At 53.3% G+C, this 16,930-nt stretch carries 14 protein-coding genes; 2 read left to right on the forward strand and 12 right to left on the reverse strand.

Translation table 11 applies throughout. The features are described 5' to 3' along the window. The first annotated feature begins 151 nt into the window (after nt 1-151). Nucleotides 152-1,690, forward strand: a complete 1,539-nt coding sequence (locus ACPGUT_RS04090) for a sulfatase-like hydrolase/transferase (protein ID WP_423989042.1) — start codon at nt 152-154, stop codon at nt 1,688-1,690. 26 nt (nt 1,691-1,716) lie between these two features. On the opposite strand, the gene ACPGUT_RS04095 is transcribed toward ACPGUT_RS04090, so the two are convergent. From ACPGUT_RS04095 to ACPGUT_RS04150, 12 genes are all read right to left on the reverse strand, one after another. Then, complete coding sequence (locus tag ACPGUT_RS04095) at nt 1,717-2,736, reverse strand: Hint domain-containing protein (RefSeq protein ID WP_423989043.1); 1,020 nt, start codon at nt 2,734-2,736, stop codon at nt 1,717-1,719. A gap of 293 nt (nt 2,737-3,029) precedes the next feature. After that, complete coding sequence (locus tag ACPGUT_RS04100; RefSeq protein ID WP_423989044.1) at nt 3,030-4,337, reverse strand: ABC transporter permease; 1,308 nt, start codon at nt 4,335-4,337, stop codon at nt 3,030-3,032. Then, nucleotides 4,334-5,248, reverse strand: coding sequence for an ABC transporter permease (locus tag ACPGUT_RS04105; protein WP_423989045.1), 915 nt, complete (start codon nt 5,246-5,248; stop codon nt 4,334-4,336). The genes ACPGUT_RS04100 and ACPGUT_RS04105 overlap by 4 nt, the downstream gene beginning before the upstream one ends. A 9-nt stretch (nt 5,249-5,257) precedes the next feature. After that, a complete protein-coding gene (locus tag ACPGUT_RS04110; protein ID WP_423989046.1) occupies nt 5,258-6,370 on the reverse strand; it encodes an ABC transporter ATP-binding protein in 1,113 nt (370 codons plus the stop codon). A gap of 121 nt (nt 6,371-6,491) precedes the next feature. Continuing rightward, nucleotides 6,492-7,622, reverse strand: coding sequence for an extracellular solute-binding protein (locus ACPGUT_RS04115; RefSeq protein ID WP_423989047.1), 1,131 nt, complete (start codon nt 7,620-7,622; stop codon nt 6,492-6,494). Nucleotides 7,623-8,010: 388 nt separating this feature from the next. Then, nucleotides 8,011-9,156, reverse strand: a complete 1,146-nt coding sequence (locus tag ACPGUT_RS04120; RefSeq protein ID WP_423989048.1) for an iron-containing alcohol dehydrogenase — start codon at nt 9,154-9,156, stop codon at nt 8,011-8,013. Continuing rightward, entirely contained in the window at nt 9,153-10,535 is a 1,383-nt protein-coding gene (locus ACPGUT_RS04125) for an aldehyde dehydrogenase family protein (protein WP_423989049.1), read from the reverse strand. The genes ACPGUT_RS04120 and ACPGUT_RS04125 overlap by 4 nt, the downstream gene beginning before the upstream one ends. Nucleotides 10,536-10,616: 81 nt before the next feature. Next, nucleotides 10,617-11,972, reverse strand: a complete 1,356-nt coding sequence (locus ACPGUT_RS04130) for a glutamine synthetase family protein (protein ID WP_423989050.1) — start codon at nt 11,970-11,972, stop codon at nt 10,617-10,619. A gap of 64 nt (nt 11,973-12,036) precedes the next feature. Continuing rightward, on the reverse strand, nt 12,037-13,068 hold the full coding sequence (dctP, locus tag ACPGUT_RS04135; protein ID WP_423989051.1) for a TRAP transporter substrate-binding protein DctP: 1,032 nt from the start codon (nt 13,066-13,068) through the stop codon (nt 12,037-12,039). A gap of 54 nt (nt 13,069-13,122) precedes the next feature. Then, entirely contained in the window at nt 13,123-14,448 is a 1,326-nt protein-coding gene (locus ACPGUT_RS04140; protein WP_423989052.1) for a TRAP transporter large permease, read from the reverse strand. Then, entirely contained in the window at nt 14,448-15,062 is a 615-nt protein-coding gene (locus tag ACPGUT_RS04145) for a TRAP transporter small permease subunit (RefSeq protein WP_423989053.1), read from the reverse strand. Before ACPGUT_RS04145 ends, ACPGUT_RS04140 begins: the two co-directional genes overlap by 1 nt. Continuing rightward, nucleotides 15,059-15,826, reverse strand: a complete 768-nt coding sequence (locus tag ACPGUT_RS04150; RefSeq protein ID WP_423989054.1) for an N-formylglutamate amidohydrolase — start codon at nt 15,824-15,826, stop codon at nt 15,059-15,061. The genes ACPGUT_RS04145 and ACPGUT_RS04150 overlap by 4 nt, the downstream gene beginning before the upstream one ends. A 161-nt stretch (nt 15,827-15,987) precedes the next feature. Between ACPGUT_RS04150 and ACPGUT_RS04155 the strand changes: the two genes are divergently transcribed. Next, nucleotides 15,988-16,872 carry a MurR/RpiR family transcriptional regulator gene (locus ACPGUT_RS04155; RefSeq protein ID WP_423989055.1) on the forward strand — a complete coding sequence of 295 codons (885 nt, stop codon included), beginning with the start codon at nt 15,988-15,990 and terminating at the stop codon, nt 16,870-16,872. Nucleotides 16,873-16,930: the final 58 nt, after the last annotated feature.

Consider the following 16,930-nt stretch of genomic DNA (forward strand, 5'->3'; position numbering starts at 1 on the left):
AATTCGTTTATGAGAATCGTTCGCAACTGTCAATCTAGTTGCGAACGATTTGCAAAAAGATTTGATGATACCCCGCGTCAATTTAGGATTGCCCCGTGGCATTCCCTTCGCTAGCTATTCCTGAGGACCACGCCCAAGAGGGGAAATGCACATGGCCAATCAACCAAAATCCCGCAAAAATGTATTGTTCATTGTAATTGATCAGCTGCGTGCTGATTGCGTGCATGGAGCTTTGGCTGATCATGTACAGTTACCCAACTTACGCGCCCTCATGGCTGAAAGTACGGTTTTCAAAAACAACTATTCCGTCACCAACCCCTGCGGCCCGTCTCGTGTATCCCTACTGACCGCACGTTATGCCATGAACCATCGCAGTATTCGCAACGGCACACCACTGGCACATGACACACCAAACCTTGCGACACAGGCCGCGAAGGTTGGGTATACCCCCCTGTTGTTCGGTTATACTGACACGTCACAAGATCCGCGCGCTTACCCCGAAGGACATCCAGCCTTAACAACCTACGAGCATCCGATGAACGGCTTTCGGGAAGTATGCGAGATGCGTCTGGAAAAAAGCCACGGCTGGCGGGCTGATCTGCGTGCGAAAGGCTACAACATCGAAGGCGACGACCTTTTTGACATTTTTCGTGTGAACACACCAAAAGGCCAGACACCCCGCCCAAATGATCCCGCGCTTTACAGAGCGGAAGACAGCGACACCGCATATCTGACCAATCAATTCTTAGAAGGCATGAAAGATCGGGAAGGCGAACCTTGGTTTGCCCATCTGACTTGGATCCGGCCGCACCCGCCATTTAATGCCCCCGCGCCTTACAATGACATGTATGATCCCGCGGCCCTGCCCCTGCCCGAACGCCTGCCGCGGCATGAGGAAGAAAGCTTTCATCCTTATATGAAACCCCTGCATGATTACGCCCAGATTTCCAGCACGGTAGAGGGTTTTCCCGATCTGGACGACAGCGACGAAAACGTTCAGACACTACGTGCTGTCTATTTGGGGCTGGCTACAGAAGTGGATCATCATCTTGGCCGCGTTGTGACTTGGCTGAAAGACAGTGGGCAATATGATGATACACTTCTGGTGGTCACAGCGGATCACGGGGAATTGCTGGGGGATCGCCATGCCTGGGGGAAACTTGCCCCGTTCAAGGGTGCATTTCACACGCCGCTGATCATACGTGCGCCTGGTGAAAAACATGGTGAGATCAGCGCCTTTACAGAATCCAGCGATATCACCCCAACCATCCTGGACTGGATCGGCGCCGATATTCCATCATCCATGGATGGGCGATCTCTGCTGCCCTGGCTACGTCAGGAAACACCGAATTGGCGGGACTATGCATATTCAGAATTTGACTTCGCCAACCCGATCTCGCCAACCCCATGGCAGGAAAAGCATCAATTAAGTCAAAGTAATTCTAATTGTGCGATCCTACGAGAAGAACGGTTTACCTTGGTGCATTTCGCGGCAGGCATGGAACCGATGTTATTTGATGCCGAGGGGCGTGGTGAACTTGAGAACATTGCGGAAAAGCCGGAATTTGCGGGTGAGATGTTACGCTTGACCCAGAAACTGCTAAGCCACCGGATGCAAAATACGGATCATACATTAAGCACCACGATGATCACGAAGGAAGGGCCAGTCGAAACACTCAGGCCTCGGTGAAATCAAAAATCAAACTCGCCCGAACCTTAACGGGGGGCAATCAGGGCTGCCTCGCGCTTGCGCAGGCAGCGTCGGGCGGTCGGGCCATAGATTTCAGGATGGGTGGCCAGTTCCGGGAACAGTGCAAAGAGTTCCTCCCGCACTTCATATTCGACAGACCCAAGCGTCGCCGGACCAGGAAAGAAGCTTTCTGAAGGGCAGCCCTCGCCCAGAATAATTTCATGCTGATCAAAAAGCACATGGTAATATGTGACCTGATCGCAGGGTTCCGAATAGATAGTATCGCCATTCACCAGATGTTTGGCACAGGCAAGAACTTCGGCATCGCCAAACAGCATCTCAGACTGCCATCCGCTGATCAACATACGATGCAACGGCGAAACACGCAGATCACGGAGATTTCCAACCGCGCCTTTGCGAAAAATGATCGGTGCGAATGCATCCTGCCCGACCACTGTCTTCATACCGACCCACCGCACAGGTTTCTGGCCATTATCACGGGTGACAATCATATCTCCGATCTGCAGGTCTTCGATCAGCTTCTGCCCTGCGACAGTCGAAATCAGCGTGCCCTTCACAAAACATGTCAGAAGTTCACTGTAAGTCGCATTTCCGAGGCCATTGGGTGGACCAACAGTATATGTTTCACCCGCTATCAATTCAAATGTGGTGACATAGCCCTGTAAAGAACCAAAACTTGCCGAATTGCCGTTGTGCAGATCATAGATAAATCCGACGGAGACGCCGGAAGAATTGAAAACCTCAAACTCATTTTCAGGATTGGTCGCTATGCCGTTAAAAACGGTACCATCAATGTTACCCGTCAATTGTTGGAACGGTGCCTGAGCAAACCCGCCCTGGGAATTGGGCCGACCGTCGTTGAAGATGTTGTCTTCGTTGTCTGTGTCAGAAACCGTTGCAACAGACGGCGTTGCACCCGCGGCAACGGTAAAGCTGCCACCCGTCACAATCGTGCTGAAATTGTAATTCGCTGCGGTGACGCCCAGGTCGGCAAGGGAATACACCAGTATGGTTCTGTCAGGCATTGGCTGCTCTACGGCTTAAAGCAACGCGAAAAACATGCGTCAGGGAGAAACTGCGATACTGGGGAACTAGCCCATGTAGCCGCCGCATGCTTTTCCTCTCAACCTGTACTTTTGTGCAAAATCAATAACCTGAAAGGTACTCACGCGAGAATTGATTCCACCAAAAGATGTACTTCACCCAAATCGGAAACAAAGATCTGGAAAATCAAAAAGAGCCCCCACAATTTAGACAATCTCGAAAACAAAAACGGGCGCCTTATTGGGCGCCCGTTTTGCTTGCTATGTATCCGGTGTCAGTTCCCGTCAGAGCCCTCTTCACCAGAGAGGTTCCCCGGATCAAAGACAGACCCGAAAGGACTGGCTGGAGCTTCTTCTGTTGTTTCAGCCCCACCATCATCTTCAGCCCCATCAAGATTTGTGGGTGCAAAGACGTTACCAAAGGCACCAGTACCCCCCGTCTGAGAAGACCCACCCGTTGCAGGTGCTGTGCCCTCAGTGGTTTCACCGTTGGCCGCAGCTTCTGCCGCACGGGCTGCTGCTGCAGCTGCACGACGTTCGGCAAGGGCACGCAGGTTGGCTTCTGCTTCTAGGGCACGCTGCATATCGCGTTCCTCTTTCACATCCGCAATACACTGCGCCGGGTTATGCGACATGGCATTCACCGTCGACAGACCAATCACCGCCACCAGCGCGATCAAAGCGATCATGGCCGGGTTGCGCGACAGGATCGCTGGCAGACGGAAACCACCATCGACCTTTTTCACCGTGTCCCCGCTTGATGCAGCCTGAAGTTCCTTGCGGCGCTTCAGGGCCTCATTGGTCAGCGCACCAAACACCGTCAGCACAATGATGATAAAGGCGAGCGCCGATATCGCAGGGCTGATGCCGTAACGCACTTTTTGCGCCAGCTCGATCGTCAGCGTCGGGTAATCCCCAAACGTGAAGGTCGTGGTGTTATAGTTCTCAAAGCTTGCAAGAAACGCCAGCACCGCAGATGTGGCAAGCGCCGGCATCATGAAGGGCAGAAGGATCTTACGAAACGCCTGTGTATGGGTTGCACCCAGATCCAAAGCCGCCTCGTTCAAGGTCAGGTCATAGCGTTGCAGACGCGCCACCAGAACCAGCATACAGTAACTGGCGATAAAGGTGGACTGACCGATGATCGTCAGGAACAGACCATCCGCAAGGATGCTGTCCGGGCCAAGACCCAGCCAGTTGTTCACCCGCTGCCAGAAGACCACGGTGGAAATACCAAGCACCACGCCCGGCACCAGAATTGGCGCAATCACGATGGTATAGTAAGTCGCCCGCAGTTTTGGCCAGACCTGCGTCAGGATCAGCGCCCCTGCCAGACCCATGGTCACAGACATGATCACGGTGCCGATGCCCACAATAACCGAGTTCTTGATGCCGTTTAGGATACGTTCATCCTGAAACAGTTCCGAGAACCAGGCATAGGTAAAGCATTCCCATGGGCTGACACTTGGAAAGCCATTGGAGTTGAACGCCGTGATCGCCATGATGACGAGTGGACCCAGCAGATAGGCAAAGAAGATGCCCAGATAGACCCAGATCGATACACGAAGGAAGAGATTATTCATTTGCCAATATCCCCCATGTTCACTTTGAACAGCTTCATGAACGCAAGCACGATGATGATACAGCTGGTCAGAAGCACGATTGCATAGGCCGCACCCTGCGACCAGTTCCCGCCGTCGTTGAACCACTGATAGATGATCTGCGTAAACCAGAGCGAACTTGGCCCGCCAAGGATCTGAGGCGCAGCCAAAGCACCCGCAGACAACATAAACACCATGGTCGCACCGGAAGAGATACCAGGTTTCGCGTATGGAATAACGATACGTGCATGGATCCGCCACCAAGGCGCACCAAGGTCACGGGCGGCCTCGATTTGGTTGCCATCAAGGCTTTCAATGACGTTATACATCGGGAAGACCATCAGCAGAATATAAGCATAGCCCAGACCCGCATAGAGCGCGATATCCGCCCGGATGAAGTCAAAAGGTTCATCCAGAATGCCCATGCCAATCAGCACCGCGTTGATCATACCCGTCGCCCCAAAGATGATCTTCAGCGCGAAAGCCCGCAGGATTTCATTGATCCAGTAAGGGATGATCAGAAGCAGGGCAAAGACCCGCAGCTTCATGCCTTTGGCGACCTGGCCCAGGAAAAACGCGATCGGGTAGCAGAGGATCAGGTTAAAGATCGTAACACAGATCGCCGCGATAATGGTGCGCATGAAGACCTTAAGGTCAACATAGTTGTAAGGGTCAGACGCGCCTTCGGCACCATAGATCAGGTGACGATAGTTTTTCAGCGTGTAATTCCCGACCTCGCCAGAGGGCAGATATTCACGCAGGGAATAATCCAGCATCGACAGCTGGGGCAGGATGATCAACACCCCGATCCAGAAAGAGATGATCACAAGCAGCGCTGTGCCCATCACCTTACCATTGTGCTGGTAGAAGTTTTTAAGGAAACCGTTTTTCATAACGCCCCCTTATTCCGTCGCCAGTTCACCGGCAGGAACAGCCACAGCATTCTGTGTCTCATATTCCAAGGTGATCTGCTGACCGGTGTGGTCCTCAAAAGTTTGACCAAGATTGGGGATCGATACTTTGATTTCCTTGCCGCCGTCACCTTCGGTGAAGATGTTGAACGTGTTGCCTTCAAATTCCTCATGATTGACTTTCGCCGTCACGAAATGATCACCTGCACGGCCAGTTTCCGCGATGGAAAGCGCCTCAGGGCGGATGAACATCATGGCTTCGTCACCGACATTCATCTTGCCCTGATTGGCGGTGGAAATGCGGGACACAAGATCACCGGACCGGTTGGTGGCGATCAATGCTTCTTTGCCGCGGATTTCCTTAACCGTGCCACGGAAGACATTGTTTTCGCCCACAAATGACGCAACAAAGGCGGTTGATGGATCGTTGTAAACGGTTTTGCCGTCACCGATTTGGTCGATGATCCCCGCTTTCATCACCGCGATATTGTCTGACATGGTCAGCGCTTCGCCTTGGTCGTGGGTGATGTAAATAAAGGTAATGCCAACGCGTTTTTGGATTTCACGAAGTTCTGTGCGCATGTGTTGACGCAGCTTAAGGTCAAGCGCTGACAGCGGTTCATCCAGCAACAAAACATCGGGTTCCGCACAAAGCGCACGGGCAATCGCCACACGTTGTTTCTGACCGCCAGACAGCTCAGACGGCAATTTATCACCCTGCCCCGGCAACGCAATCATGTCCAAAAGTTCATCCGCACGTTTGCGGCGTTCCTTGGCGGACGCACCTTTGATTTCCATAGAAAACGTGATGTTTTCCCAGACTTTCATCAGAGGGAACAAGGCGAGGTTTTGAAAGATCAAAGCGGTGGGGCGTTTGTTTGGGCCGATGCCCGCCATGTCATTGCCGCCGATCAAAACCCGCCCTTCGGACGGATCAAGAAATCCTGAAACAGACCGCAAAATCGTCGTCTTCCCGCAGCCTGATGGGCCGAGGAACGAAAAAAAATCGCCGCCGTTAATATTTACGTTTGCGTCGCGCACTGCAACGAAATCGCCGAACCTAATCCATAGGTTCTCGAGGTTCACCCCGACACCAGCACTCATGTGTTTCTCCCCACTGTAGTGTAATCTGACATTTGCCACCTTACTGGTGGTCTGATCTCCGGCGTCAGTCCCGGAGGGGTCCGGCCCCCGTAAGGGCCGGATATTGTTTCTGGAAATCTACCTATGCAGATTTGAAACGGTTCACGAACTCAGTCCGCACAGCCGCATACCAAGGCGCTTCTGCAGGCCATGGGTTCAGGTTGCCAAGGCTGTCACCAGGATAAGCTTCCGCGAAGTTCTTTTTATAAACGTCGCCAGTATGCGCATCCGCACCCAGAACCGGGCTGTTATAGCCATGGCTGTCAATCGCAACGCCAGCGTCTTTCGCACGATAAGCGAATTCGATGAACGCATAGATCTGATCGATGTTCGACGCGCCGGTTGGCATAGACATGCCGTCAACCCAAGCCATCGCACCCTCAACAGGCGCTTGGTATGTCACTGGTTCGCCAGCAGATTTAAGCGCAAGAGGCGGGCCATCCCATGTCTGACCAACGATCACACCGTCGTTCAACAGGCCGTTTTTCTGGCTATCTGCATCGTTCCAGATCAGTTTGATGCGGTCTTTGCGCGCGATACACCAGTCAGTGACTTTGCCCCAGACTTCGCGCATTTTGTCTTCATCTTCATAGGCTGCCCAGATGGAACCTGGCTCCATTTCGCCAGACGCTTCCATGTACAGACCCGCACCCAACATCATGGAATGCGCGCGGCCCATGGTTTTGCCAGCGTTTTCTTCGGACCATACATCACCATAAGACGGTGCATCACCAGCAGGTGCCCAGAGATCGGTGCGCCATGCCATGCCTTCGGTGCCCCAGATGTGCGGCAGCCAAGTGGAACCGTTGCCACCAAAGTTCCATGCGTTTTCGCCAATGGCGGACATCGCAGGGTTCACGCGGTCGATCTCAACACGGGACATGTCAAACGGCTGAAGCAGTTCAAGTGGTTCCCACTGAAGCGAACGGTTGTTGGTCGGTGACACAATGTCAAAGCCCTGACCGTTGGTCGCTTTCATCTTGTTGATGATTTCCTCATTGGAACCGATACCGGTGTAATTGATCTTGATGCCAGTTTCGCCTTCAAAGTCGGCGATAAACTGATCTGGCAGATAGTCTGACCACATCAGGATGTTGATTTCGCCGGATGTTGCCAGCGCGTTTTGTACCAATGCAGGTGTCGCAAGCGCAGCACCACCAACAGCTGCGGTGCCCTTCAGCACCGAGCGGCGGTTAATCGTAGATTTTGTCATATAAACTCTCCCTAGTTTTTGATCGGCCGGTTGTCCCGACACGAATTTTGGTTTGCCTCACCAGCATCCGCTGATTAATCCAAACCTGTGTTCCGAAACGATAGTCCCGAAAACGCTCCTCCATGTACCAGACAATCGGTCATTGCGGCACAGGGATATAGCCAGAATCTAAAAGCCGTATGACAATCTGATTATATGCGACGGAAAATGTCAAAATTTATCTTGGAAAATTAGCATTTACGACGATTTTCATAAAATTCACCAACCACGCTGATATGAAAAAATAAGTCCAGATTTCAGGGGTTTTATAAAAATTACGCCAACAAAAACGCGATTCCCCCTGCCCAGAGGTGATCTAGGCAGGGAAGATTTTCAAAAAATGACCGTTTTATATACAGTCAACGAACAGCTGTTTTGTGTTTTCAGCGGTCAGTTCCACCGGATTTCCACCGCAGGATGGGTCGGCGAGGGCTTGGCGCACCAGTTCATCCAACTGGTCGTCCTTCACACCCATTTCAGACAGTTTGCGCGGAATGCCGAGGCTGTCGTTGAACTCTTGCACGAAGCTTTGGAAGCCCATGAAGCCGCCCCCAATCCCCAAATACGCCGCCGCCATATCGAAGCGATCCGCAATCGCAGAGGCGTTAAAGTCCAGCACCGCAGGCATGCAAACCGCATTCGTCGTGCCGTGGTGGGTGTTGTAAACCGCGCCAATTGGGTGGCTGAGCGCATGGATCGCGCCAAGGCCTTTTTGGAAGCCCGTCGCCCCCATCGCCGCCGCCGACATCATATGCGCGCGGGCCTCGATATCCGTGCCATCCTTGAACGCGCGCGGCAGATAATCCTTGACCAAACGCATGCCCTCAAGTGCGATGCCTTGGGACATCGGGTGATAATGCGGGGAACTAAACGCCTCCACGCAATGGGCAAATGCATCAAGCCCGGTGCCCGCCGTGATAAAGCCCGGCATGCCCACGGTCAGCTCTGGGTCGGCGATCACAATCGCGGGCAGAACTTTGGGGTGGAAGATGATTTTCTTCTCATGCGTCACGGAATTCGTCAGGATAGACGCGCGCCCAACCTCGGACCCCGTACCAGCAGTCGTCGGCACCGCAATGATCGGCGCGATGGCATCCGCATCGGCACGGGTCCACCAATCGCCGACATCTTCAAAATCCCAAATCGGGCGGGTTTGACCGGCGTGGAAAGCCACCATTTTCCCAAGATCAAGGCCCGAGCCACCACCAAATGCGATCACACCATCATGACCGCCCGCCTTATAAACGGCAACACCGGCGGCGAGGTTCAATTCACTTGGGTTCGGATCAACTTCTGCAAAAATCCCACGCCCAAGACCGGCGCCGTCCAGAATATCCAAGGCCTGTGCGGTGATCGGCAAAGGCGCAAGGCCCTTATCTGTCACCAAAAGCGGGCGCTTCATGCCAAGGCTTTTGCAGGCCTCAGCCAGCTCACTAATACGGCCAGCGCCGAACTTCATCGTGGTCGGATAAGACCAGTTTCCAACAAGGTTCATGATGTCACCTTCTTCAAGTGGTAGGATTTCGGACGGGTCAGGTTGTGGAAGCCAATCACAGACAAACCACCCCCGCGCCCAGTGTTTTTACAGCCGGTCCAGCACAGGCCCGGATCAAGATAATCAGCGCGGTTCATGAAGACAGTACCGATTTCCAGGTCATCGCCAATACGCGCCGCCCGGTCGACATCTTGCGTCCACAGGCTGGCGGTCAGGCCAAATTCGCTGTCGTTCATCAATTTGATCGCTTCCGCGTCGGATGACACTTTCATGATGCCAACAACCGGACCAAAGCTTTCGTCGCGCATCACCCGCATATCATGGGTCACATTGGTCAGGATTTGCGGCGTCAGATATGCACCGCCGTCATCCTCATCCATTGTGTCGATATGGGCCACAGCACCATCGGCCAGGGCCTCGGCAATCTGGGCGCGCACTTCTTGCGCAAACCGTACATTCGCCATCGGACCCATTGTGGTGTCCGCCTCCATCGGGTTGCCCAGCTTGTAACCTTTCACAATCGCCACGGCCTTTTCAACGAAAGCATCATAAAGGCTTTCATGTACATAGATGCGTTCAATTCCGCAGCAGCACTGACCTGCGTTGAACATCGCACCGTCAATCAGCGTATCAACGGCGGCATCCAGATCGGCGTCTTCCATGACGTAACCCGGATCTTTCCCACCAAGTTCCGTGCCAACGCCGGTAAACGTGCCCGCAGCGGCGCGTTCCATCGCCTGACCACCGCCCACAGAGCCCGTGAAGTTGACAAAATCAAAGGCATTTCCCGCAATCAGATCATTGGTCACATCGTGCGATAGAAACACGTTTTGGAACACGTCCTCCGGGATGCCCACAGAATGAAACGCCTGCGCCATACGTTCACCCACAAGCAAGGTCTGCGTCGCGTGTTTCAGCAAAACCGTGTTGCCCGCAATCAAGGCCGGCGCGACCGTGTTAATCGCCGTCATGTAAGGATAATTCCAAGGCGCGACCACAAAAACCACACCGTGCGGGATGCGTTTGATGTAACGTTTAAACGTCGCATCTTCGCCCACTTCGATATCCGCAAGGCTTTCCACAGCGATGCTTGCCATATGCCCCGCACGCTCATTAAAGCCGCCAAATTCACCGCCGTAACGGGTGGGGCGACCCATCATATGGGCAAGCTCTGGCACGATCTCATCGTTCATCGCACCGACAGCTGCAACACCCGCCATCACCAGATCAACGCGTTCCTGTACCGGGCGCGCAGCCCATGCTTTTTGTGCGTCGCGCGCCGATTTGGCCGCTGATTGCGCGGCCTCAAGCGTCAACACCGGACGTTCCGCGTAAACGGATCCATCAATCGGTGAGATACATTTCAAAACCTGGCCCATGCCATCTTCCTTTTCACGATCAGGGGCAATCTCCGCCCCTTTTTCATCTTGCCAAAAATACTCAAATTGAACGGTGCAACCTTATGCCCGCTCAAAGCCCCGCGCGATTTCCCAATCGGTCACAACCTGGTCGAATTCTTCCTGTTCCCACTGCGCGCAGCGGTGATAATGCGCGACGACATCCTCACCAAACGCCGCTTTCAGCATGTCCGACGCATTCAGCGCGTCCATGGATTCTGTCAAGTTCGCAGGCAATTTCTTCGCATCCGGATCATTGTAGGCATCCCCAGCCTGGGGCGCTTGCAGCTCAAGCTTTTCTTCCATCCCAGCAATCCCCGCCGCCAGTTGCGCGGCCATCGCGAGATAGGGGTTCAGATCGGCACCGCCCACGCGACATTCCACGCGGATCGCCTTGCTGCCTTCGCCACACAGACGGAAACCCGCCGTGCGATTATCAATCGACCAAACCGTGCCGGTGGGGGCAAAACTGCCCTTTTGGAAGCGCTTATAGCTGTTCACATAGGGCGCCAAAAACACCATCATGTCGCTGGAATATTTGATCATTCCCGCCATGTAATGACGCATCAATTCGGACATGCCATATTGTGCATCCGCATCATAAAACACGTTCTCGCCGTCTTTCCAAAGCGACTGATGCACGTGTGACGCTGACCCAACACGCTCCTTATGCCATTTCGGCAAAAAGCTTGCGGCATGGCCCTGCTGCCAAGCGATTTCCTTGACCGCATGTTTGGCAATCGTGTGATTGTCGGCGCAATCCATGGCGGCGGCGTATTTGATGTTCAGCTCTTCCTGGCCTGCTTCCGCTTCGCCTTTTGACCCCTCAATCGGGATGCCGGCGGCGTATAAATGATTGCGGATCGGCCGCATCACATGTTCTTCTTTGGTGGTCTGGAAGATGTGGTAATCTTCATTGTACGCGCTGATTGGTTCCAGATCACGGAAGCCTTCCGCACGGATTTCATCGAATGATTTGGCGAATAAAAAGAACTCAAGCTCCGTCGCCATAACGGCAGAAAACCCCATATCTTCCAAACGCTCAATCTGTTTCTTCAACACAGCGCGCGGGGAATGCGGCACAGGATTGTGGTGATGATCCAGCACATCACACAGCACCATCACAGTGCCATCCAACCAAGGCATCGGGCGAATGGTTTCAAGGTCGGGCTTCATGATGTAGTCACCATAACCGCCCTGCCAAGACGTGCTGGCGTAGCCATCCGGCGTCGCCATCTCAAGGTCGGTCGCCAGCAGGTAATTACAGCAATGGCTTTCTTCCCAACCACTGTCGATAAAATACTGCGCAACCAAACGCTTGCCCATCAAACGACCCTGCATGTCAATCATACAGATCAATACTGTATCAACTTCTCCTGCAGAAACCTGCAACTTCAGATCGTCAAAACTTAGGGTCATGGGGGCGCCTTTCAGGGTCTTAGATAGGTATCCGGGCGGCGCAATCACCGCCCGGATATGTGATTTAGTAACGGTACGGCTTACCGGCTTTTGCCATATCCGCATTATACTGTTTGAAGATCTCAACGACCTTCGCTTTGGTTTCAGATTCTGCGGCGATTTCGTCCCAGAATTTGACAGCTGCGTCTTCCACCGTCGACCATTCTTCATCAGGGATAGATGTCAGTTCCATCTTTGGACCATTCACACGCAGGGACGCTTCACCACCCCAATACCACCACTGGCGATAGTAATGCGACTGATCCGTACAAACGCGGAACAGGGTTTGCAGATCTTCAGGCAGCTCATTCCAGCGATCCATATTGGCAAAGAAAGACCCTGCCCATGCACCAGAAATATTGTTGGTCAGGAAGTAGTTGGTCACGTCAGCCCAACCGACAGTATAATCCTCGGTGATGCCGGACCATGCGATGCCGTCAAGTTCACCGGTTTGCACGGCAACCTCAATATCTTCCCAAGGAAGCGTCACCGGCACAACGCCGAACTGTTCCAAGAAACGGCCTGCCGTTGGGAAGGTAAATACACGTTTACCTTGCAGATCCGCAAGCGAACGGATCGGATCTTTGGTTGCAAAGTGGCACGGATCCCAAGCACCGGCAGAGATGTGCTTCACACCCACGGCGGAATACTGTTCGTCCCAGATTTCATTCAAGCCGTATTGATTGAACAACACAGGCACGTCGAGAGAATAACGCGAAGCAAATGGGAAATACCCTCCGAAAACAGTGACTTCAGTCGGGGACGCCATGGAGTCATCATCAGACTGAACCGCATCAATGGTACCGTTCTGCATCGCACGAAACAGTTCGCCAGTCGGAACAAGCTGATCTGCGTAATACAGTTCGATCTCCATCCGATCGCCGGCGATCTTGTTGAACATATTGATCGCGGGTGTGATCACATGCTCCGCCAAGGCAGCCCCAGCATAGGTCTGCATTTTCCAAGTAATTTTACCCGAGGCAATCGCCGGGGCCGCGAGGCTTGCACCTACTGCGCCAACACCGGCGGAGGCTAAAAACTTACGTCTTGTCGTCATTGTGTCGTCTCCTTTGTTGAAAATGTCCCACTTTTGCGCGGGCTTCTTCTGTGTTTAATTTCCGTAAACATATCCGGGCAGCCACAGGGCCAATTCCGGGAAAATCATCACAAGGGCCAACGCGAGAACCATCACCAAAGCAAACGGAATGATGGACTGATAGATATCGCGCAGGCTGATTTCCGGTGGCGCCATGGCGCGCATCAGAAACAGGTTATAACCAAAGGGGGGCGTCATATAGGCGATTTGGGTGGTGATCGTGTACAGCACGCCGTACCAGACCAGATCAAAGCCAAGTGCACCAACCAAAGGCACATAAAGCGGGGCAACAATCACAAGCATGGCGGTGTCATCCAAGAATGTTCCCATGATCAAAAAGCTAAGCTGCATGATGACCAGGATCATCCACGGAGACAGGGACAGCTTTTCAGTGAAAAGGGCCTCGATCGCTTTCACAGCCCCCAGCCCATCAAAGATCGCACCAAAAGCAAGAGCCGCAGCAATGATCCAGAGGAACATACAGGTGATCGCCAGGGTCTGACGCACGGACACTTCAAACACCTCGCGGGTCATACGGCCCTTGAATACAGCAGCAAAGAACGCGGCGAGTGCCCCCACGGCAGAAGCTTCGACCAGAGACGTCATCCCCATGACAAAAGGCACCATCATGATCATGAAAATCGCAATCGGCAGCAGGCCTGCACGCAAAAGTCGGATTTTGTCGGCACGTGTATATTGACCGCGTTCTTCATCTGACAGGGGCGGCCCAAGATGTGGCTGAAGGCGACAGCGCACATAAATATAGATGATGAACATCGTCGCCATCATCAGGCCTGGAATAATGCCCGCCAGCCAAAGCTGCCCCACAGGGGCACGCGCGATCAGGGCGTAAAGCACCAGAACCACAGACGGAGGCACAAGAATACCAAGGGAGGACCCGGCCTGGATCACCCCAGTGACCATGATCTTGTCATAGTTGCGCTTCAGAAGTTCAGGCAGGGCAATCGTTGCCCCAATGGCCATACCGGCCACGGACAGGCCGTTCATCGCGGAAATCAGCACCATCAACAGGATTGTCCCGATGGCCAGACCGCCACTGGTGCCACCCATCCAGACATGAAACATCTTATACAGATCATCCGCGATTTTGCTTTCGGCCAGGACGTAGCCCATAAAGATGAACATCGGCAGCGAGACCAGTGAATACCACTGCATCAGCTTCATGATCGACGTGAAGGGGATCTCGGATCCGCCGGGCCAGCCCAGCGTCAGCCCCGCCATTGAGCCGACAAAGCCAATGGCACCAAAGACACGCTGACCAGTCAGCATCATCAGCATCATGCCGCTAAACATCAGAAGGGCGATGAGTTCGTAGGACATCAGATTTCTTCCCCGCGAATGCGCAAGAGGTCTTTCAGGAGTTCGGAAGAGGCCTGGAGCAGCATCAAGATCACGCCCAGCGCAATCGTCAGTTTGATCGGCCACAGCGGCAATTTCCAGGTGCGGGTGGCTTCAAAACGGCCAAGGTGTTCGCCAGCGGCGTCAAAGCCCCCAGTGAAAAAGCTGCTGATCAGCATGCCGAAGAACTCCCAAGCGCCCAGCTTGTAATGTGCCCCCAGCGCATAAGCGAGGCTGGACGCGGCACCATTTAGAACCACACTAAGGTAGAAAGCGAGAAAGAGAATAGTGATCGCATCCATCCAAGCTTTCTGTTTTGGCGTCCAACCACCATAAAACAGATCCATGCGCACATTTGCCCCTAGCTGCATGGAATATGGGCCGCCGACGATGAAGTAAGCGACCAGCAGGAATTTCGCGATCTCAATCGTCCAACCTGCCGGGATGAAGCCGTCAAAATTATACGACATGGCACGCATAAAGATGGACCACAGCAGAACACCGATCAAGACAAACAGCAGATACATGGCAAACCGGCCAACGCGGTAGTTCATTGCGTCGATTACACGGATATAGGTCAGGACTGCGCGTTTCATGTCTGCCCCTCTGAAAAATTCAGTTGATTCAGTGCCGGGCGCAACATGGCAAGCAGTTCCTCTGCAAGAGTTATACAGTCCGCATCACTTCCCAACAGGTCGTTGCGCACTTCGATCATGACGTTGGGCAGGCCCCGGTCAATGCCATAGATCTGCAGCGAATGGGTTACGCCGTCTTCCGGTCCATAAGGCATATTGCGGTCCGTACGGCGTGGGGTTGGCTGCGCCAACATCGCATCTGCCAGGCGCGTGTCCTTGTCATGCAAGATACCAATTTCTGTCGGACGGCCTTCGCCGTAATAGACGGGAGTAAAACTGTGCATGGTGATGATTGCAGTCGCCTGACCACGTTCTTTACGCTGATCCAATAGTTCATGCACAGCCATGCAAAAAGGATCGTAGACCAGTTGCGTGCGTAAATCGCGATCGCCTTGCGTCAAGTCCTCGTTCCCAGGCACATCGATCAGTTCAGATGTCGCAGGCATTGCACCAGAAGCGTCGGGCGGACGGTTCAGATCATAAACCAGGCGGGATACACCCGCACTAATCAGCGGTGCATCTAGTGTGCGGGCAATATGTTCTGCTACAACCAATGCACCCGGATCCCAGACAGCATGTGCTTGCCGGTTCGCGTGAGACAGGCCAAGGCCATTCAGAACATCTGGAATTCGGGCAGACGCGTGTTCACAGATCACCACAACATTGCCCGCACCTTCAGCATTTGAGATGCGCACGACCTCTCCGATAGTGTGTTCGTTCAGCACGGCAGGCTCCCCCTCCTGAATGATCGCCCCTCAATTCTGAAGAGATAATTTCTAAAAACATTTACTGTGTCAATATAATTTCACCCCTTTTGCAATTTTGCTCATCGACCGCTAAGTTCACTTGAAACAGAGCCTGTTTTCAGAGGCAACGGTGAGGTGATATGTCAGAGACTACACAGGAAAACAGCGAGACCGTTCGTGAATTGATCCGTCAACAATATGACACGCTGACCCAGTCAGAACGCAAACTCGCCAACTCATTGCTGGAAAACTATCCAGCATCCGGCCTAGCTTCGATCACGATCGTTGCTGAAAACGCTGGGGTTTCAACGCCAACCGTCGCCCGCATGGTACAGAAACTAGGCTTTCGCGGGTTCCCCCAGTTTCACGAAGCATTACGTCGCGAACTTGAGGCCCAACTGTCAGGGCCCATTCAGAAACGTGACCTCTGGGCATCCGAAGCCCCAGAATCACATCTTCTCAACCGATTCGCGGATGCGGCGATGAATAATATGCGTCAGACCCTGCAACATGTGGATACGGATAGCTTTGAAGGTGCTGTGCGTATGCTTGCCAATCGGGAATCACAATTATTTGTGGTTGGCGGACGGATCACACGGGCGCTGGCTGAATATGCGTTCACCCACATGCAGGCGATCCGACCTGACGTAACACATATGACTAGTTCCGCCGCGACCTGGCCCCATTATGTGGTGGATATGAAAGCAGGTGACGTGTTGCTAATGTTTGATATCCGCCGATATGAAACCAATCTGCAGCGCCTGGCAGAGCTGGCTGAAAGCCGAGGCGTTAGGGTGATCCTGATTACAGATCAATGGGGGTCGCCTGTGTCCAAAATTGCAAGTCCGGTGTTCAGCTGTTGGGGCGAAATCCCATCAGCCTGGGACAGCAACATTGCCACAATCATGTTGCTCGAAGCCCTGATCGCAGGCGTCCAGGCCCAAGACTGGCCCCAAACCCGCGATCGATTTGAGAAGTTGGATGAAATTTTTGACCTGACCCGCTTGTACCGCAAGTTCACCTGATCGCCGGTTTTCCGGTTTTCCGGTTTTCCGGTTTTCCGGTTTTCCGGTTTTCCGGTTT

Origin of the sequence: Halocynthiibacter sp., assembly GCF_049608145.1 — a bacterium.
In the GTDB taxonomy this organism is placed as follows: domain Bacteria; phylum Pseudomonadota; class Alphaproteobacteria; order Rhodobacterales; family Rhodobacteraceae; genus Halocynthiibacter.

Bases quoted from the DNA above. Each gene is read 5' to 3' on its own strand.
- ACPGUT_RS04140 (WP_423989052.1), bottom strand. From the start codon at position 14,448: ATGTCCTACGAACTCATCGCCCTTCTGATGTTTAGCGGCATGATGCTG.
- ACPGUT_RS04115 (WP_423989047.1), bottom strand. From the start codon at position 7,622: ATGACAAAATCTACGATTAACCGCCGCTCGGTGCTGAAGGGCACCGCA.
- dctP (WP_423989051.1), bottom strand. From the start codon at position 13,068: ATGACGACAAGACGTAAGTTTTTAGCCTCCGCCGGTGTTGGCGCAGTA.
- ACPGUT_RS04125 (WP_423989049.1), bottom strand. From the start codon at position 10,535: ATGGGCCAGGTTTTGAAATGTATCTCACCGATTGATGGATCCGTTTAC.
- ACPGUT_RS04110 (WP_423989046.1), bottom strand. From the start codon at position 6,370: ATGAGTGCTGGTGTCGGGGTGAACCTCGAGAACCTATGGATTAGGTTC.
- ACPGUT_RS04120 (WP_423989048.1), bottom strand. From the start codon at position 9,156: ATGAACCTTGTTGGAAACTGGTCTTATCCGACCACGATGAAGTTCGGC.
- ACPGUT_RS04130 (WP_423989050.1), bottom strand. From the start codon at position 11,972: ATGACCCTAAGTTTTGACGATCTGAAGTTGCAGGTTTCTGCAGGAGAA.
- ACPGUT_RS04155 (WP_423989055.1), top strand. From the start codon at position 15,988: ATGTCAGAGACTACACAGGAAAACAGCGAGACCGTTCGTGAATTGATC.
- ACPGUT_RS04095 (WP_423989043.1), bottom strand. From the start codon at position 2,736: ATGCCTGACAGAACCATACTGGTGTATTCCCTTGCCGACCTGGGCGTC.
- ACPGUT_RS04145 (WP_423989053.1), bottom strand. From the start codon at position 15,062: ATGAAACGCGCAGTCCTGACCTATATCCGTGTAATCGACGCAATGAAC.
- ACPGUT_RS04090 (WP_423989042.1), top strand. From the start codon at position 152: ATGGCCAATCAACCAAAATCCCGCAAAAATGTATTGTTCATTGTAATT.
- ACPGUT_RS04105 (WP_423989045.1), bottom strand. From the start codon at position 5,248: ATGAAAAACGGTTTCCTTAAAAACTTCTACCAGCACAATGGTAAGGTG.
- ACPGUT_RS04100 (WP_423989044.1), bottom strand. From the start codon at position 4,337: ATGAATAATCTCTTCCTTCGTGTATCGATCTGGGTCTATCTGGGCATC.